General features: G+C 33.7%; 16 protein-coding genes. 8 read left to right on the plus strand and 8 right to left on the minus strand.

The window, feature by feature from the left end; genetic code table 11:
- Position 1: 1 nt before the first annotated feature.
- The 3 genes from OEA66_RS07860 to OEA66_RS07870 form a co-directional block, all read right to left on the minus strand.
- Entirely contained in the window at positions 2-1213 is a 1212-nt protein-coding gene (locus OEA66_RS07860) for an ATP-grasp domain-containing protein (RefSeq protein ID WP_267280846.1), read from the minus strand.
- Between the two features lie 140 nt (positions 1214-1353).
- The gene (locus tag OEA66_RS07865) at positions 1354-2769 is read right to left on the minus strand and encodes a M17 family metallopeptidase (protein ID WP_267280847.1); all 1416 of its coding nucleotides are present in this window, start codon (positions 2767-2769) and stop codon (positions 1354-1356) included.
- Positions 2770-2780: 11 nt separating this feature from the next.
- Positions 2781-3902 (minus strand): alpha/beta hydrolase, encoded by a 1122-nt coding sequence (locus OEA66_RS07870; protein WP_267280848.1) that lies wholly within the window; start codon positions 3900-3902, stop codon positions 2781-2783.
- Positions 3903-4077: 175 nt separating this feature from the next.
- On the opposite strand from OEA66_RS07870, the gene glgB reads away from it, so the two are divergent.
- The 7 genes from glgB (at position 4078) to apaG (ending at position 14632) form a co-directional block, all read left to right on the plus strand.
- Positions 4078-6027: a 1,4-alpha-glucan branching protein GlgB gene (gene glgB / locus OEA66_RS07875; protein ID WP_267280908.1), complete on the plus strand. Its 1950-nt coding sequence runs from the start codon at positions 4078-4080 to the stop codon at positions 6025-6027.
- A complete protein-coding gene (locus OEA66_RS07880; RefSeq protein WP_267280849.1) occupies positions 6024-7430 on the plus strand; it encodes a glycogen synthase in 1407 nt (468 codons plus the stop codon). The genes glgB and OEA66_RS07880 overlap by 4 nt, the downstream gene beginning before the upstream one ends.
- 57 nt (positions 7431-7487) lie before the next feature.
- Positions 7488-8756, plus strand: coding sequence for a glucose-1-phosphate adenylyltransferase (locus OEA66_RS07885; RefSeq protein WP_267280850.1), 1269 nt, complete (start codon positions 7488-7490; stop codon positions 8754-8756).
- Between the two features lie 72 nt (positions 8757-8828).
- Positions 8829-9869 (plus strand): SRPBCC domain-containing protein, encoded by a 1041-nt coding sequence (locus OEA66_RS07890; RefSeq protein WP_267280851.1) that lies wholly within the window; start codon positions 8829-8831, stop codon positions 9867-9869.
- Positions 9870-9992: 123 nt separating this feature from the next.
- Complete coding sequence (locus OEA66_RS07895; protein WP_267280852.1) at positions 9993-12806, plus strand: 2-oxoglutarate dehydrogenase E1 component; 2814 nt, start codon at positions 9993-9995, stop codon at positions 12804-12806.
- Positions 12807-12913: 107 nt separating this feature from the next.
- On the plus strand, positions 12914-14161 hold the full coding sequence (gene odhB, locus OEA66_RS07900) for a 2-oxoglutarate dehydrogenase complex dihydrolipoyllysine-residue succinyltransferase (protein WP_267280853.1): 1248 nt from the start codon (positions 12914-12916) through the stop codon (positions 14159-14161).
- Between the two features lie 84 nt (positions 14162-14245).
- Positions 14246-14632 carry a Co2+/Mg2+ efflux facilitator ApaG/CorD gene (apaG, locus tag OEA66_RS07905; RefSeq protein ID WP_267280854.1) on the plus strand — a complete coding sequence of 129 codons (387 nt, stop codon included), beginning with the start codon at positions 14246-14248 and terminating at the stop codon, positions 14630-14632.
- Positions 14633-14689: 57 nt separating this feature from the next.
- Here apaG and OEA66_RS07910 read toward each other — a convergent pair whose 3' ends face one another.
- Genes OEA66_RS07910 through OEA66_RS07920 form a run of 3 tightly spaced genes read right to left on the minus strand, consistent with a single transcriptional unit; the run spans position 14690 to position 17136 of the window.
- On the minus strand, positions 14690-15244 hold the full coding sequence (locus OEA66_RS07910) for a 3'-5' exonuclease (protein WP_267280855.1): 555 nt from the start codon (positions 15242-15244) through the stop codon (positions 14690-14692).
- A 26-nt stretch (positions 15245-15270) separates the two neighbouring features.
- Positions 15271-16257, minus strand: a complete 987-nt coding sequence (locus tag OEA66_RS07915) for a glycosyltransferase family 2 protein (RefSeq protein WP_267280856.1) — start codon at positions 16255-16257, stop codon at positions 15271-15273.
- The gene (locus OEA66_RS07920; protein ID WP_267280857.1) at positions 16258-17136 is read right to left on the minus strand and encodes a lysophospholipid acyltransferase family protein; all 879 of its coding nucleotides are present in this window, start codon (positions 17134-17136) and stop codon (positions 16258-16260) included.
- A 79-nt stretch (positions 17137-17215) separates the two neighbouring features.
- Between OEA66_RS07920 and OEA66_RS07925 the strand changes: the two genes are divergently transcribed.
- Entirely contained in the window at positions 17216-17788 is a 573-nt protein-coding gene (locus OEA66_RS07925; protein WP_267280858.1) for a thioredoxin family protein, read from the plus strand.
- 38 nt (positions 17789-17826) lie between these two features.
- Here the strand turns inward: OEA66_RS07925 and OEA66_RS07930 are convergent, their stop codons facing one another.
- The gene (locus OEA66_RS07930; protein WP_267280859.1) at positions 17827-19245 is read right to left on the minus strand and encodes an aldehyde dehydrogenase; all 1419 of its coding nucleotides are present in this window, start codon (positions 19243-19245) and stop codon (positions 17827-17829) included.
- 52 nt (positions 19246-19297) lie between these two features.
- On the minus strand, positions 19298-19816 hold the full coding sequence (gene rplI, locus OEA66_RS07935; protein ID WP_267280860.1) for a 50S ribosomal protein L9: 519 nt from the start codon (positions 19814-19816) through the stop codon (positions 19298-19300).
- Positions 19817-19951 lie beyond the last annotated feature (135 nt).

Raw genomic sequence — 19951 nt, forward strand, 5'->3', positions numbered from 1 at the left:
ATTAAGAACTCGGTTTATCTTTTGGAGGAAGTACATTCAACATTTCAGCATGGATTTTCTCTGCAGCAAAATCCAATCTTTCCTGTACAATTACAGAATCACTTGATTTGTAAACAATTCCTACGTGATAATCGATTGGTAGGAATTTTACAACTTCTTCACATTCAAAATCTTTATAATCTGGAGCTAAATCTTTAATCAGTGCGACAATTAATCCTGAATAATATCCGGTAGGTTTTGAAACTTCATAATGGGTACCTCTTAAAAGTGCGTCTTCGATTTTTGCCCACTCACGCCAAATATTGATATTGCTCGAGGCTTCCACCAAATCAGGAATATGTGCGCCTCCAACTCTTGAAGAAGTTTCCAGAAAATACCATTTTCCATCTTCTTTTCCACGGATAAATTCTGTATGAGTGGCACCATTCATCAATCCGAAATTATTTAAAACTTTCGCATTGGCTTCTTCTAAGGCTTTAAATTCGTCAGAATATCTGCCTAAAGTTTTAGTACGGAAAACACCGCCTTCATGAGAAACCTGCATTGGAGGAGCTAAGTATTTTGAAGCAGATGTGAAAACAATTTCTTTATTAAAGGTTAAACTGTCAACATGATAAACATCGCCTGGTTTAAAACTTTCCAAGAGAAATAAATGTCTTTCTTCGCCTAAATTTTCAAGCGCCACCCAAAGTTCTTCCTGAGTTTTTAATTTTTTGATTCCCGATGCAGAAGCTTCCGAACGTGGTTTTAAAACCCAAGGTGGAGAAACTTTTTCGGTGAAATCTTTTACTTCCTGATCGTTAAACACAGCAGTAAACTCAGGAACATTAATTCCTGAATCTTTTGCTTTTTGACGCATTGCAAGTTTGTCTCTGAAATAACGGTGCGTTGTTTGTCCCATTCCCGGAATACGGAATGTTTCGCGAATAAGCGCAGCTTTTTCAACATCATAATCATCCAAAGCGATTACGGCATCTACTTTTCGGGTTTTCATTAAATGTGAAAATCCCTGAATAAGATGGTCAAGATTCCATACCGAAGGTTTAATTTCCGGCATATAGAAAACTTCGTCGACAGCGTGCCATGGCCAGTTTTTTTCTTTTAAATTTTCCGATGTTACGAGGATGATTTTATTACCGAGCTTTTTCATCTCGTCCATAAAATCGTAACCTTTATAATAGCACGAAATACATACGATGGTTTTCTCCTTCATATAATGATTTTTAATTTTTATTAAATTATAAAAAATAAAAGCTTATGATTATTGATTATTTAATACTAAAAATAGATAATCGGTGTGCTTTTGAAAATTACTAATCAAGTATAAGAAGAAAATCTCTAAAAAACTAATTTTTAATGATAATTTTCGATTAAATCGGCTAATAATTGTACGCCAAATCCGGTTGCAGCTTTTTCTTTTGCATATCCCACATTTCCAAACGCAACTCCCGCAATATCAAGGTGCGCCCAATTTGGGTGGTTTTCTATAAATTGTTCTAAGAATTTTGCAGCAATAATACAATCTCCAAGAGGTTTCATTGAGATATTTTTAAAGTCGGCAACATCAGATTTAAAATCATCCAGCCAAACATCCCATAAAGGAAGATTCCATAGTCTCTGATTGATTTTGTCGCCTGTTTTAATTAATAAATTTTTCAACTCTTCATTGTTTGAGAACATCGCACCACAAGTATCTCCGAACATTCTTACAGAGCTTCCTGTAAGTGTTGCAAGATCAATTAAAATATCAGTTTTGTAATTTTTTGAAAGATAAGATAATCCGTCTGCAAGTGTCATTCTGCCTTCTGCGTCGGTGTTGAGAACTTCAATGGTTTTTCCGTTGTAAGCTGTGATTACGTCGCTAGGTAAATATGCATTTTCAGAAATTGCATTGTCGGTAATCGGTAAAATTGCTGTAATGTTAACGGGAAGTTTCATTTGCGATGCGTAAATAAGTGCTCCAAGAACCGCAGTTGCACCTCCCATGTCAGATTTCATGTAATGCATATTGTCTGCCGCTTTAATGGAAATTCCGCCTGTATCAAACAAAACACATTTTCCGACCAATCCGAATGTTTTTGCATTTTTCTCGGTTGTTTTATATTCTAAAATTGTAAAAGCAGCATCATAGGCACTTCCTTGATTTACAGCAAGAAAAGCTCCCAAACCAAGTTCTTCACATTTTTTTCTGTTGAATACAGTATATTTTAACTGATTTTTTTTGGCTAAATTTTTCAAATAAGTATTGAGAGCTTCAGGTCTTTTCAAGTTGGCTGGCTTATTAAGCCAATCCTGACAAGTCATTTGTCCTTCGCAGATTGCATCAATTCGCTCTGAAATGACATCCAGTTTTTTCTGACTTAAATTTCCAAAGTGAAGTTCGAAAGATTCATTCCAAAAAGCATGAATTCTACTGAAGGGATAATTGTAAGTTCCTAAGAAAAGGCCTTTTGTAAATTCTTCAAATTGTTTTTCATTAATAAAATCAGCAATAAATAAAGTCGGAACCGTCTGAATATTTTTTTTCTGATTCTGAGAAAATTTTACCCCGATTTGTTGAAATTCAAAATTTTGCAGTGTCTCTTTTCCTAAACCTATATAATAAGTAATAGTTTCTTCGCTGGTTTCAATGAAAACTTCATATTTTTTTCCGGTAAATAAAAGTGCAATATTTTTATTGAAATTTTTAGCATTTAAAGTCCATGAATCTTCTGTAAAAAGTCTAAAAACTTGAGCGTATTGTTTATTTTTTTTGTTAAATATTTTCATTTTTAAATGTATTAATTTTTAATATTTTCCTGATGCGGCTTTACTTCAACAGGATTTTCGGTGTTGTTATAGAAAAGCCATTCAATCGCTCTCGGAAATTCCTGCGACCAGTAAAACTCGCTGTGAGCTCCGTCGGGATTGATACTTGTTTTAAATTCAAAATCAAAAAGATTTTTCTTTTCCCAACGTTTTAGATAATTTTCAAAAACCTGAATTCTTTTAACCATTTTTGAACCTTCCTGTTCACCGCCATAAAGATAAATTTTAGTCTTAAAAGGGACTCTGAAATTCATCATCGGAAAATTATTATTCGGTTCTACCCAAAGTGATGGCGAAAAAATCAATAATTTAGAATACACTTCAGGATACAAAAATCCGCTGTAAATACTGATTAAAGCACCTAACGAACTTCCTCCGATTCCTGTATTTTCCCTGTCTTTTTTAGTGCGGTAACGTTCATCAACAAATGGTTTTAAAGTATCGGTAATAAATCTGATGTATTTTTTACCTTCCGAGCCGTTTGCAACATTATCATTGTCAAAAATATATTCTTTAATCCGGTCTTCACTTCCATGTTCTACCGCAATTACAATCATGTCACCACGACCGTATTCTGCAAGAATTGAAAGTTTTTTGTCTATTTCCCAATTTCCGTAAGGACTACCTTCATTAAATAAATTTTGAGCATCCTGAAGATAAAGAACAGGATATTTTTCTTCTGAAACATAATAATCGTGGGGTAAAAGTGCCCAGACTTTTCGGTAGCGATCAAGTTGAGGAATGTAAAATTCTTCTGAGATTACTTCTACAATTGGGAAAAACTCTTTTTTGAAAGGTCCCCAATTGAATCTCCATTTTTCGACGAAATCAGAACTTGGAGCAGATGATTTTTTAACTTTTCTGTTGGGGGTAATACTTCCGAATTTATCTAATTCTACATTTTCCCAGCCTCCTTTTGTAAATTTATATTCCACAATATCTGCAAGAATTTCGTCATCGATATTGATGTTGTAAGTGTTTTCATCAGACTGCTGAAGCTGAAAATTATAATCTTTCGGATTCCATTTGTTGAAATTTCCGGTGATGAAAATTGGTCTTGTGTCTTTTTCTGCCGTGTTGAGCGTAAATTTCATTGTGTGTTTTAAACGGTTTTAAAACTTATAAATTTATAAAAAATTTATTTAAGAAATCATATTAAAATTGATTAAAAATAGCTTTTACCAAGGGAAAAATTTATATATTTGATAGTCATCGTTATTTAATGAATAATATATAGTTTACGATTGATTTAGAATAAAAACCTATATGATGAATTTTGTGAAGACCTACACACTTTTTACAGAACATGATGTGTATCTTTTTAAGGAAGGTAAACATTACAAGCTCTACGAAAAGTTTGGCGCTCATTCGGTTGAGAAAGATGGGGTAAAAGGGGTTTATTTTTCGGTTTGGGCTCCGAATGCCAAAAAAGTTTCTGTTATTGGGAATTTTAACAATTGGAACCATCGGGAACATATTCTGTTTCCAAGGTGGGATCAATCGGGTATTTGGGAAGGCTTTATTCCTGCGCTCTCATGGGGTACGCTTTATAAATATGCGATTGAAACTGTTCAAGGGGAAATTTTAGAAAAAAGTGATCCTTATGCATTAAGCTGGGAGCAAAACCTTCAGGCTGCATCGATGGTTTCTACCAATTGGTATCAATGGGAAGATCGTGAATGGCTTGAAAAACGTTGGCAAAAAAATAGTCTGGAATCTCCGATTTCTGTTTATGAAATTCATTTAGGTTCTTGGATGCGAAATTCAGATGATTCTGAAAAGTTTCTAAATTACAGAGATATTGCCTCAAAATTAGTTCCATATGTAAAGGAAATGGGTTTCACACATGTGGAATTTATGCCAATTATGGAATTTCCCTATGACCCAAGTTGGGGTTATCAAATTACTGGTTTTTTTGCAGCAACTTCACGCTTTGGTTCGCCTCAAGATTTAATGTTTTTGATAAATGAACTTCACAAAAATGATATTGGTGTAATTTTAGATTGGGTTCCTTCGCATTTTCCTGGTGATGCAAACGGATTACATCGTTTCGACGGTTCTTATTTGTATGAACATGAAGATCCTCGAAAAGGTTTTCATCCCGACTGGAAATCATACATTTTCAATTATGGAAGAAATGAAGTAAAATCTTTTTTGATTTCGAATGCTGTTTTTTGGCTTGAACGTTATCATGCAGATGGACTTCGTGTTGATGCAGTAACTTCTATGCTGCATTTGGATTATTCAAGAAATGAAGGGGAGTGGGAACCGAATATTTATGGTGAAAATGTAAATCTTGAAGCCAAAACTTTTCTTCAGGAATTTAATACAGCAGTTTATAAAGAATTTGGCAATAATGTAATGACAATTGCTGAGGAAAGTTCAGATTTTCCAAAATTGACAAAACCTGTTCATGATGGAGGCGTAGGTTTCGGAATGAAATGGATGATGGGTTGGATGCACGATACTTTATTTTATTTTAAAGAAGATCCGATTGCCCGAAAACATCATCATCACAAACTTACTTTTGCGTCGATGTATATGTACAATGAAAATTACATGATGCCTTTGTCTCACGACGAGGTTGTACACGGAAAAGCAAGTCTTATTTATAAAATGAAAGGTGATGAATGGCAGAAATTTGCCAATCTCAGAGCATTATATGTTTATATGTTTACCCATCCCGGAGCAAAATTACTGTTTATGGGAGATGAATTCGGACAAACGAATGAATGGAATTTTAAACAAAGTTTAGATTGGCATTTGTTGGAATATCCGGTTCATAAAGGTTTGCAGAATTTAGTGAAAGATTTAAATCATTTGTATAAAAATGAAACTTCTCTTTACGAAAATCAATTTAATCCTAATGGTTTTGAATGGGTTGAAGCTAATGATACCGATAATTCTGTATATATTTATTTAAGAAAAGGAAAGAGACGGGATGATGTTTTTATGGTTATTTTAAATCTTACTCCGCAGGTTTTAGACTATAAAGTGGGTGTGAATTCGGGGACGCATTGGGAAGTTGTTCTCAATTCCGATGACGAAAAATATAGCGGAAGTGGAGTAGAAGCCAATATTTTCCGAGAAGATCATGATGAATGGATGAATCGACCGAGATCAATCAGTTTAAATCTTCCTGCCCTTTCGGGAATTGTTTTAAAACAGAGAAAAGATAAAAAATATAAACTAAATAGGATTAAACAACACAAAAAATGACAATATTTCACCTCAGTACAGAATGTTATCCCGTAGCAAAAGTTGGCGGATTGGCAGATGTAGTCGGTGCGCTGCCGAAATATCAGAATAAAATAAAAGATATCAATGCCAAAGTAGTGATGCCTTGGTATAATAAACATTTTGTATACGATTACGATTTTGAAGTGGTTTTCGACGGCTTTATTCACCAGGGTTCAAATATGCTACAAGTTCAGGTTTTGAAAGAGGCAACTGATGTTTTGGGTTTTGAATTGTTTATGGTGAAAATTCCCGGATTGCTCGATCGCGAAAATCCCTACGGATATCAGGATGAAAGTTTTCAGTTTTTGGCTTTTCAGCATGGAGTTTTACATTGGTTATCAGCGATGAAAATTCGTCCTGATGTATTGCATTGTCACGATTATCACACCGGTTTGGTTCCTTTTATGGTGGAAAATTGCTATGAATTTGAATTTCTCAAAGGTGTAAAAACCATCGGAACGATTCACAACGGAGAATATCAAGGAATGATGAGTTGGGATATGGTAAGCTATATGCCTGCTTTTGATCATTACAAATGGGGATTGCTAGATTGGAACGGTTTCATCAATCCTTTGGCCTGTATGATTAAATGTGCAGATGCATTTACAACGGTTTCAGAAGGTTATTTGGAAGAATTATTTGTGAGTTTCAGAGGTCTTGAAAGTTTGGTAAGGGAAGAGTTTTCAAAAGCCTACGGAATTATTAATGGGATTGATACGGATGTTTGGAATCCGCAAACCGATCCTATGATCGATTTTAATTTTAATATTAAAAATGCTTTAAAAACTAAAAAGAAGAATAAAATTAAACTTTGTAAAGAATATGGTTTAAACCCAGAGCTTCCTCTATTTGCGTTTATTGGAAGGTTTGCTACAGAAAAAGGCGCAGATTTACTTCCGGATTTGATTTGGAGAAGTATTAAGCAAAGTTTTGGAGGTTTAAATATAATCGTTCTCGGCTCCGGAAATGCTTATATCGAACAACAATTGAAAGAAATGGACTCGGTTTACTCAAATTTTGCGACAGATATTGGATATAAAGAACATTTATCACATAAAATCTACGCTTCGGCAGACTTCTTGTTAATGCCTTCAAGGGTTGAACCTTGTGGTCTTAATCAAATGTATGCGATGCGATACGGAACAGTTCCTATTGTAAGTTATACAGGCGGATTGAGAGATACCGTAAAAGATATTACAACCGGAGGTTCGGGATTAAATTTCACTTATCCCGGAGTTGATGATATCATTCACGCAATCAGTCGTGGTTTAAATGTGTATAAAAACAAAGCTCAAATGGATGAATTGATTTTATCTAATATGAAATTTGATTTTGCATGGGAAAAATCAGCAGAAAAATACATAGCTTTATATAATCAGTAATTTAATATTCTGTCAAAAAACAAACAAACTATATAAATAATAAAAACGCAGATATTTATGAAACATAACGTCATTTCCATTGTTTTGGGAGGTGGAAGAGGAACAAGGCTTTTTCCGTTAACGTATTCAAGATCAAAACCGGCTGTTCCTATCGCAGGAAAATACAGATTGGTGGATATTCCTATTTCTAATTGTCTAAATTCAGGTTTAAATAAAATCTTGGTTTTAACGCAGTTTAATTCAGCCTCTTTGAACTCACATATCAAAAATTCTTACCATTTTGATATCTTTAGTAAAGGTTTCGTAGATATTTTGGCTGCTGAACAGAATGTTGACAGCGACAGTTGGTTTCAGGGAACTGCAGATGCGGTTCGTCAGTCGATGAAGCATTTGGAAAAATATGATTATGAATACATTCTGATTCTTTCTGGAGATCAGTTATATCAGATGGATTTTAATGAAATGCTAGATTTTCATCTTGAAAAAGGTGGAGACGTAACGATTGCTACAATTCCTGTAAATTCTAAAGATGCGACAGGTTTTGGAATTTTAAAATCTGATGATGAAGGAAATATTACTTCGTTTGTAGAAAAACCGGGGTTTGATGAGCTTAATGGTCTTGAATCTGAAGTTTCGGAAGAAAACAAAATCAAAGGAAAAGAATATTTAGCCTCAATGGGAATTTATATTTTTTCTAAAAGCATTTTAAAGAAGATGTTTGATGATGGAGCGGGAGATGATTTCGGGAAAGATATTATTCCAAATTCTATCGGAAAATATACTACTTTAAGTTATCAGTATGAAGGTTATTGGACAGATATTGGAACCATTGAATCTTTCTACGAAGCTAATCTGGATCTTTGTCATGATTTTCCACAATTTAATCTATTTTCGTCAGCGCCGATTTTTACACGTGCGAGAATGCTTCCGCCGTCAAAAGTTAATGGTTCTTACGTGAGTAAAGCTGTTTTCGGAGATGGATGTATTATTATGGCAGATAAAATCGAAAATTCAGTGATTGGAAACCGTACAAGAGTAGATAAAGGAAGTACAATTGTCAATTCTTACATTATGGGAGCTGATTTTTACCAAAATACAACCGATATCGTAATGAATGACAGAAAAGGTTTGCCAAATATGGGAATTGGAAAATACTGTTACATTGAAAGAGCAATTTTAGATAAAAACTGTTACATCGGTGACAACGTAAGAATCATCGGAGGTAAACATCTTCAAGATGGTGATTATGGAACTCATTCTGTACAAGACGGAATTGTTGTTGTGAAAAAAGGTGCAGTTTTAAAACCAGGAACTCACATAGGATAAATTCTTAAAAAAGATAAAAACAAGAGTGATCAATATATTGGTCACTTTTTTTATTTGTCTTACTTTTGTGCGATGCGTTTTTTTAAAATCATAGCGGTTATTGTAGTACTTTTGGTGGGAGCTTATGCTGCTTCAATGTACTATTTTGTTGACGAAAGTAAAGAATTTACTATCGAAAAGGAAGTGGATTACCCTATTGAAAAAGTTTTTAATCAGTTTAATAATTTACAGAACTTCACGCGTTGGAATAACTTTTTCTCAAGCTCAAAAACAATTGAGATCGATTATTATTCGCCTTACGAAGGGCAGGGAAGCGCAATCAGTTACAATGATCCGAAAAGTGAAGATGGCGGAGAAATGTTTATCAGATACGAAAATCCAAACAAAACTTTAAGATATCAGCTTTTTGAAGACGAAGATGAAAATCCGACTTTAATTGATGTGAAATTTACTGTTGTTTCTGCTGAAAAAACAAAAATAAAGTGGTTTGTGCATACTCCGAAGTTATCGCTTTTATCAAGAGCTCAGAATTTCTGGACGGAAGATAAATTTGCTGAAAACATTAACAAAAGTATGCTGAATCTTAAAAATGTTTTAGGTAATAAAGTAGAAAAAGACAATCAATTAGCTGCGATTAAATACGACAGTTTGATGGTTGAAAAAGAAGAAGAAAAGATGATTTTGGGAGTCAATGTAAGTGCTTCCAATAAAAAAGATGCTTTGTACAAAAACATCGTGATGAATTACAATAAAGTAAACAATTTTGTGTCGATGGATTTAGGTAAAAAAAATGATGAGGTGGGTTATCCTGTTTTGATTACCGATGCCGACAATTTTAAAGACAACGAAGTTTCTTACTTTTTCGGAATTCCATTATCTAAAAAAATAGGAATCGCAGATAATAATTTCAGTTTCAGATCGGTGAGTCCGACAGAAAATTATGTTATCTACTACAAAGGTTCTTATGCTGGAAGAGTAAAAGCGATTCAACAGCTGATGCAGAAAGCTAAGAAAGATGAAATGAGATATGGTGATGTTTATCAGATGTTTATAGAGTCACCTGCGGAAGGTCAGGATGTTAATATGAAAATTTCACTTTCGGTATATAGATGATTTATTCCCAATTATTGATTTTATAATTTTTTTAAAGGTTTGAGACTATCCTAACCCGTTTTTTTTTATTAAATTTGAGGATTAATTCGTTAAACAAAATTTAATAATAGATAAACTGTAATAATGGACAGATTTTCATTCCTAAACGCAGCTCATTCTCAGTTAATTGAGGATTTATACCAACAATACCTAAAATTCCCGGACTCTTTAGAACCATCATGGAAAGCCTTTTTTCAAGGCTTTGATTTTGCATTGGAGAACTATTCTGATGAAGAAGACATCCAGTACATCAAAAATTCGGGAAATTCTGCGCCTGCAGTTCAGCAGATTTCTCAGGCAGCTTCAAATGGAGAAGTTCCGGAGCATATCAAGAAGGAATTTAAGGTTGTAAATCTTATTGAGGCGTACAGAACGAGAGGTCATCTTTTCACAAAAACAAATCCTGTTCGTGAAAGAAGACATTATACTCCGACTTTAGATATCGAAAATTTCGGTCTTGACAAATCAGATTTAAATACAAAATTCAACTGTGCCGTTGAAACAGGAATGAAAGGTCCTGCAACTTTACAGGAATTGATTACACACTTAGAAAACATCTATTGTGATTCTATCGGTGTGGAATACATGCACATCAATAACGTTCAGGAAAAAGATTTCATTAAACAATGGATTCAGGTTAACGAAAACCATCCAAGTCTTAATGCAAACGAAAAAACTGAGATTTTACTTAAATTAAATCAGGCAGTTGCTTTTGAAAATTATCTTCACACAAAATTTGTAGGTCAGAAAAGATTCTCTTTAGAAGGTGGTGAAACTTTAATTCCTGCTTTGGATCAGTTGATTTCAAGATCTTCTCAACTTGGTGTTGATGAGGTTGTTTTAGGAATGGCTCACAGAGGTAGATTGAATGTGTTAACCAATATTTTCGGTAAATCTTACAAGCAGATTTTCTCAGAGTTTGAAGGGAAAGAATTTGAAGAAGATGTATTCTCAGGTGACGTTAAATATCATTTAGGTTCATCTAAAATTGTTAAAACTGCTTCAGGAGAAGAAGTTGCTATCAACTTGACTCCAAACCCTTCTCACTTAGAAACGGTTGCTGCTTTAGTTGAAGGTATTTGCCGTGCAAAAGTTGATGATAAATATAAAGATTTTTCTAAAGTTTTACCGATCATTATCCATGGAGATGGGGCTTTAGCTGGACAAGGTATTGCTTACGAAGTTGCTCAGATGATGACTTTGGAAGGTTACAGAACGGGTGGTACAGTTCATATTGTTGTAAATAATCAGGTTTCATTTACAACTAACTATATGGACGCAAGATCTTCTACTTATTGTACAGATGTTGCAAAAGTTACAGAATCTCCTGTAATGCACGTCAATGCAGATGATGCAGAAGCCGTGGTTCATGCCATTCATTTTGCTGCTGATTTCAGAGCTAAATTCGGGAAAGATGTTTACATCGATTTATTAGGATATAGAAAATACGGTCACAATGAAGGGGATGAGCCAAGATTTACACAGCCTAATTTATATAAAACAATTTCTAAACATCCGAATCCAAGAGAAATTTATAAAGAGAAATTACTTAAAGATCACGTTACATCAAACGATGTTATCGCTAAAATGGAAACCGAATTCAAAGAACTTTTAGATAAGGACTTTGATGCTTCTAAAGAAATTGAGAAAAACGTGATGGATGTTTTCATGTCAGAAGACTGGACAAACTATCCAATTGGAAAAAGAGGTGCAGTTCAGGATGCTGTTGATACAAAATATGACTTAGAAAAGTTGAAAGAATTGGCAATTAAAATGTCAACGCTTCCAGCTGATAAAAAGTTCTTAAATAAAATCACAAGACTTTTCGAAAATAGAATCAAAGCTATCGAAGGGAACAATTTAGATTGGGCTCTTGGAGAATGGCTGGCTTATGCAACGCTTTTAGTAGAAGGTCACAATGTAAGAATTTCCGGAGAAGATGTGGAAAGAGGTACTTTCTCTCATAGACATGCAGTTGTAAAAACTGAAGATACAGAAGAAGAATATGTTCCTTTGAAAGAAGTTTCAGAAAGCAGATTTGATGTATTCAACTCACATCTTTCTGAATATGGAGTTTTAGGATTTGATTATGGGTATGCAATGGCATCTCCAAATACATTGACGATTTGGGAAGCTCAATTTGGGGATTTCGTAAATGGTGCTCAAATCATTGTTGACCAATATTTGGCTGCAGCAGAAGAAAAATGGAAAATTCAGGACGGTTTGGTAATGTTATTACCTCACGGTTCGGAAGGTCAGGGTGCAGAGCACTCTTCAGCCAGATTAGAAAGATTCTTAACACTTTGTGCAAATGAAAATATGGTTGTGGCGAATATCACTTCTCCTGCAAATTATTTTCACTTATTAAGAAGACAATTAAAATGGTCATTCAGAAAGCCGTTAATTGTGATGAGTCCAAAATCGTTGTTAAGACATCCAAAAGTGGTTTCTCCGCTTGAAGATTTCTCAAACAAAGGATTCCAGCCAATTTTAGACGATCCTACTGCAGATCCTGCAAAAGTTGAAAAATTAGTTCTTTGTTCAGGTAAATTATACTTCGAATTATTAGCTAAAAAAGAAGAATTAAATTGTGAAAATGTTGCTTTGGTGAGATTTGAACAATTATATCCTCTTCAAAATGACGCTATCGAAACTGTTTTTGCTAAATATTCAAACAGAACTTCACTTGTTTGGGCTCAGGAAGAACCAGAAAACATGGGTGCATGGTCTTACATCCTGAGAAATTTCAGAGATACAGGAATTCAGGTAGTTTCTCCGGTACAGAGTGGTGCTCCGGCTCCGGGAAGTCACAAAATGTTTGAGAAAAACCAAAATGCTGTAATCAACAGAGTTTTCGACAGAGATGATGCTCCGGTTAAAAGACCGGTAACAGCTTAATAAAAAAAATAGAAGCTAGAAATTAGAGGTTAGAAATTAGTCTTTCATCTTTTATCTATTTTCTCAAAGTTTTAATAAATATCCATTAAAAAAATAAAAAATACGATATGTCAATTTTAGAAATGAAAGTTCCTTCACCGGGAGAATCAATTACAGAAGTTGAAATTGCAACTTGGCTTGTAAAAGATGGTGATTACGTAGAAAAAGATCAACCAATCGCTGAAGTAGATTCAGACAAGGCAACATTAGAATTACCTGCAGAAGAAAGTGGTGTGATCACTTTGAAAGCTGAAGAAGGTGATGTAGTACAAGTTGGTCAGGTAGTTTGTTTAATTGACAGAGACGCTGCAAAACCTACTGGTTCTGCTCCTGCTGCTGAAGCTCCAAAACAGGAAGAAGCACCGAAAGCTGCTGAACCTGTAAAAGTAGAAGCTCCAAAACCAGCTCCGGTTGCTGCTCAATCTTATGCAACGGGAACTCCATCTCCAGCTGCGAAGAAAATTCTTGACGAAAAAGGAATTGATGCTTCTCAGGTTTCAGGATCTGGAAGAGATGGAAGAATCTCTAAAACTGATGCTGAACTAGCTGCTAAACCTGCAATGGGGGGAAGCTCTCTATCTGCAACGGGTGCAAGATCTACAACAACAACTAAACTTTCAGTTCTTAGAAGAAAAATAGCTCAGAGATTGGTTTCTGTAAAGAATGAAACTGCAATGTTGACGACTTTCAACGAAGTTGATATGTCTGAAATTTTCAGATTAAGAAAGCAATATAAAGAAGAATTTGCTCAAAAACATGGAGTAGGACTTGGTTTCATGTCTTTCTTCACAAAAGCGGTTACAAGAGCGTTACAATTATATCCTGATGTTAATGCATCTATCGACGGAGACTTCAAAATTAACTACGATTTCTGTGATATTTCAATTGCAGTTTCAGGTCCTAAAGGATTGATGGTTCCAGTATTGAGAAATGCAGAAAATATGTCTTTCGCAAACGTTGAAGGAAATATCAAAGATTTAGCAATCAAAGTAAGAGACGGAAAAATCACAGTTGATGAAATGACTGGTGGTACATTCACGATTACAAACGGTGGTACGTTTGGTTCAATGTTATCAACACCAATTATCAACCCGCCACAATCTGCAATCTTAGGTATGCACAACATTATTCAAAGACCGGTTGCGGTTGACGGACAGGTTGTAATCAGACCAATGATGTATGTTGCTATGTCTTATGACCACAGAATTATCGACGGTAAAGAATCTGTAGGATTCCTTGTTGCAGTAAAAGAAGGTATCGACAATCCGGTAGAAATTCTATTGGGTGGAGACGAAAGAAAAGGTCTTGGATTATAATTAATTACTTTTATAATATCATATATAATCTCGCCTCCTAAAAAAGGCGAGATTTTTGTATCTATTGATTTAAATTGAATGAAAATGTTCTCTAAAATTACTTCAAATATCAAAGTTTCAGTTGTTCCTGAATATGATAGCAAGAACAGTTATCCTTCAGAAAACCGACACGTTTTTAAATACAATATTGTCATAGAAAATGATGGTGATTTCCGTATAAAAATACTTAAAAGAAAATGGCTTATTTTTGATGTAGGATTCGGCTTTACGGAAGTTGTTGGTGATGGTATTATAGGATTAACTCCAGAGATAGAATCTGGGGATAATTTCGCCTATTTTTCGAATGTGATGCTTCGTTCAGGAGTTGGAAATATGAGTGGAAAATATTTGGTCGAAAACTCAGAAACGAAAGAACAATTCGAAATTGATATTCCAAAATTTCATCTATTATCTGAAGTTTTAAGTAATTAAATTAAAAAGAATTTTGGTTAAGAAATCTTCTTTAATCCATTATGTAGTTGCGGAAAATTATAAAATTTTAATTTTTTGCTTCATATAATCAGAAACTTCATCATTGCTCGTAAGAATCAATTTTTCGAAAGCTAAAAGCGAAATTCTTGCACAAACTTCTGCGTCATCTCCTGCTCTGTGATGCTTAAACTTAATATTGTGATATTCAGCTAAATGTTTTAAGCCATATTTAGGAAGATAATTCCATGATTTTTTGGCTAATTGAATACTACACAGATAATTCAATTTAGGAGTATACATTCCATAATAATCAAGACATCCTCTCAAAACTCCTGCATCAAAACTTGCGTTATGAGCAATCATTAAAGTTCCATACATCATGTCTTTTACTTCGTACCAAATATCCGCAAAAGTAGGAGCGTCTTTTACATCACTAGGTAAAATTCCGTGTACATCAATGTTTCTAGGATGAAAATATGGAAAACTTGGTGGTTTTATCAACCATGTTTTAGTCTCAATAATTTCAGAGTTCTGAACAATACAAATTCCCAATTCGCACGCAGAATTTCTCTCGTGAGTAGCGGTTTCAAAATCTAATGCGCAGAAGTCCATTTTTGAATTATAAGTTTTGAATTAAATTATTTTCTTCCTAAAAAATGCCTGAAGATAAGCCATTTTGTTTTATAGTATTTTGATTTTTGATGTTTTTGACGACGTTTTAAAGTTTCCGGAAGTTGTGCATAGAACCCTAAATGACCTCTTGCAACGGCCCAAAGATGTGAAAACCCGTTTTTATATGCGAAATAGAATGAAGCAATTCCGTCTAAGCATAATCTGAACAATAGTAACCAAATCAACTTAGGAAAAGGTAAATTTTTCAGCATCATTGAAAGATTATTTCGGATGTTTAAATATGTTTTCTGAGCGCTTTGTTTATTTAAAGTTCCACCACCAACATGGTAAACTTCAGATTTTCCGGTGTAAAATACTTTCTTTCCTGAATTGATTAATCTCCAGCAAAGATCGATTTCTTCCTGATGGGCAAAAAATCTTTCATCAAAACCATTCTGTTCCCAAAAATCTATAGATCTGATAAAAAAACAGCATCCCGAAGCCCAGAAAATCTCAGTTTCGTCGTTGTATTGTCCGTTATCTTTTTCAAGATCATCGAAAACTCTTCCCCTGCAATACGGATAACCTAAATTGTCAATTAATCCACCTGCAGCTCCGGCAAATTCAAAATGATCTTTATTAATAAATGATAAAATTTTAGGCTGAATTGCTGCAATTGAAGAATCTCTTTCAAATAAATTTAAAACAGGTTTAATCCAGTTTTCTGTGACTTCAACATCAGAATTCAGAAGACAGTAATATTCTGCATTTATTTTTTTTAAACCTTCATTATAACCACCCGCAAAACCATAGTTTTTATCATTGATAATGATTTTTACAATAGGAAATTCTCTTTTTAAAATTTCTATTGAGTTATCTGTAGAGTTATTATCAATAACGTAAATTTCAGCTTCTTCAGAAAACTGTATAATGCTTGGAAGAAACTTTTGAAGCCAGTTTTTACCGTTCCAGTTTAAAATAACGACCGCAAGATTTTTATAATTTTCTGTCATTTATTCGCCGTCATAAGTTTTTATAGAATCCTGATATTTCCATTTTCTGTGTGACCAAAGATAATTGTCAGGATTTTTTTTGATTGTATTTTCAAGCAAATGATGAAATTTCCTTACCACTTCATTTTTTACAAACTTTTCTCCATCCGGATAAATTCTGTGATAATTCACTTGATAAAAGCCTCTTTTCACCTTCTTCATATCGCAATAAATGAATGCAAGATCCATTCTGGTTGCTAATTTATCATATCCGATGAAAGCCGGGGTTCTTTGGTTTAAAAATTTTAAACCGTAATTTACATGAGCAACGTGTGGAGTTTGATCTGCAACAAAAAGATAAATGGTGTCACCATCATTTTTGTTCCTGAAAATATTGAGAATTACCTCATTTGCTTCCAAAGGTTCATTTCCAAATTTACTTCTTACCTTCTTCATCTGATCTTCCCAAAAGCTACTGTTCACTTTTCTATAAACAGGATGGGAGTGTTTTTGTGGAGTTACCGGTGCAAAAGCATTCATCCATTCCCAATTGAAAACATGACCTGCCATGAGAATTATATTTTTTCCTTCAGCTTTAGCTTCATGAAAGAGATGCTGATTAATGTACTGTATTCTTACACGCGTTTCAGTTTCTGAAATACTGAAAGATTTTATAGTTTCAGCCAGATAATCTGAGAAATTTAAGTAGAATTTTTTTCTGATTTCAGCGATCTCTTCATCTGATTTTTCAGGAAAAGAATTTTTCAAATTTTGGGTAATTACTTTTTTTCTGTATCCTACGAGGTAGTAATTCAAGAAGAAAATAATGTCTGAAAATATATATAATATTTTCAGAGGAAGTTTTGAAATCAGGTATAATATTTTAATCAGGAAGTTCATAAAACAGGCAAATTTACGGATAATAAAATTATGGTTCTATTTTTGCTTATAAATACTATTATTTTTTTATTTTTATATTATGAAAAAATTGATGTTAACGGCTTTCATTGGATTGAGTTTCTTGGGATTTTCTCAAGATTTGAAAGTAGAGCCCAATGTGAGAGAGAAAGATAAAACTTTACTGGTAAAAACAGACCATGCAGAGCTAGATGCGAAGAAAAAAGCAGCAGAAGAAAAAGCAAAATTACCCAAGCCTTACAATCCTAAAGCTAATGCGGAGGAAGATATTCAACAGCTAATTTCAAAGGCAAGAAAAGAAGGCAAAAATGTAATGATTCAAGCGGGAGGAAACTGGTGTATTTGGTGTTTGAGATTTAATCAATATGTACAAACTACTCCAGAATTAAAGAAAATTGTTGATGAAAATTTCGTTTACTATCATTTAAATTATTCTCCGGACAATAAAAATGAAAAAGTTTTTTCTCAATATGGAAATCCTGGTGAAAAATTTGGTTACCCTGTTTTCATCGTTTTGGATGGAAATGGAAAAATGATTCATGTACAGCAAAGTGATGTTTTGGAGGAGGGAAAAGGCTACAGTTTAGACAAAACGAAAGAGTTTTTTAACAAATGGTCTCCATCAAAATCTTAAAAATACAAACCGGGAAAAGTCTTCTCGGTTTTTTTATTTTACATAAATCTTTTTATCCAGCTTAATTTTTTCTCTGAATAAGGTGGATATTTTATATTCGGTTCACCCCAAGTCGCTCTTTCTAAAATTGCTTTTTGGTGAGAGAAAGTTTCAAAACCAAATCTACCATGATAATTTCCTATTCCTGAATTTCCTACACCTCCGAAAGGAAGATTTTCGTTTCCTAAATGCATCATTACATCATTAATACAACCTCCACCAAAAGATAATTTTTGAGTGAAATTATCTTTTTCCTCAGAATTATTGGTGAATAAATAGGCTGCTAAAGGTTTTTCGTATTCTAAAATTTCGTTTAAAGTAATATTAAAATTAGTAAATGAAATAACAGGCAAAATCGGTCCAAAAATTTCTTCCTGCATCACTTCATCATTCCAATTGATATTTGCTAAAACTGTGGGCTCTATGTACAGATTTTCAGCATTAAAATCACCTCCGAAATAGATTTTATCCTTATTGATTAATTTAATGAGTCGTTCAAAATTCTTTTGATTGATAATTCTCGTATAATGATCAGAATTTTGCTCATATCTAAATTCTTGAATATATTTTCTAAGCATTTCCAGAAACTGCTCCTGAACAGATTCTTCGATAAGTAAATAATCTGGAGCAACACAGGTTTGTCCGGCATTTATAAATTTTCCCCATATAATTCTTTTAGCCGCAACCTCCAGATTAGCTTCCTTAGTAATAATTGCGGGAGATTTTCCTCCTAATTCTAATGTGACAGGTGTTAAGTTTTCGGCTGCTGCTTTGTAAACGATTTTGCCAACTTTCGTACTTCCTGTGAAAAATATTTTATTGAATTTGAGTTTTAAAAGTTCGGTCGTTTCATCAATTCCACCTTCATAAGCATACAAATATTCCGGCGGGAAATTTTCATTGATGATTTTCACCATTATTTTCATTGTATTTTCAGCAATTTCACTTGGCTTTAAGATACAGCAATTTCCTGCTGCTAAAGCTGCAATAATAGGAGAGAGGGAGAGTTGATAAGGATAGTTCCAAGCTCCGATGACCAAAATATTTCCTAAAGGTTCAGAATGAATTCTGCTTTTTCCAAATTGATTGACAAGATTGGTGCTTACTTTTTTAGGTTTAGAAAATGAGCTTAAATTTTTCAGGTAATATTTAATATCGTTTAAAATAAAGGAAATTTCTGTAGTAAATGTATCAAATTTAGACTTTCCGAAATCTTTATCAATTGCTTCATACAAAAGGTTTTCGTTTTCTACAATCAAATCCCGAAGTTTTTCAAGATACATTTTTCTGAATCTGATATTCTTCGTTTGTTGTGTTTTAAAAAACTCTTTTTGCTTTGAAACGATTTCCTGAATTTCCATAAATAAAATTTGAAGAGTTATAGCAATTCTTTTGCCTAAACAGGGTTTGTAAAACAAAAAACCACTTCAAATTGAAGTGGTCTGTATTTTAGAGAAATCTCTATAAGTCTTAAGCTTCTTCAGAAGGAGTTTCTTCTACTTTCGCTTTTGGAGCTGGTTTAGGAGCTGCAACTACAGGAGGTGCGTCAGATACAATGTCGAATTCGAAATTATACTCAACATTTCTGTGTAATCTGATGTTTGCAGTTACTTTACCAGTTCTCTTAATAGTGTTACCTGGAATTTTGATATATTTCTTGTCAACAGAAACTCCAGCTTTAGCAAGAGCAGCAGAAAGATCTGAATTATTGATAGATCCAAATAATTTGTCACCAGAACCTACTTTTGCAGGAATAGTGATAGAAGTTTTCTTCAATTGATCTACTATACCGTTTGCTGTAGCAATTAATTTAGCTTCTTCTTCTTTTCTAGCTTCCAAAGTAGCTTCAAGAGCAGCAATGTTTTTAGGAGTTGCTAAAAGTGCAAATCCTTGAGGTAACAAGAAGTTTCTTGCATAACCTGGTTTTACATTTACTGTGTCGAATTCAAGACCTAAGTTTTCTACGTCTTTTTTAAGAATAATGTTCATTGTTGTTGTCCTTTTTTAGATGTTTAGAAATTAGATGTTAGAAGTTAGATGTTAGACATTGTCTGCTATCTGAATCTGTTATCTGAAATCTAAAATCAAGTTAGAATTAATATGTATTCAGCAACAAAAGAAGAG

The sequence above is a fragment of the Chryseobacterium luquanense genome, from assembly GCF_026460945.1.
Classification (GTDB): Bacteria; Bacteroidota; Bacteroidia; order Flavobacteriales; family Weeksellaceae; genus Chryseobacterium; species Chryseobacterium luquanense.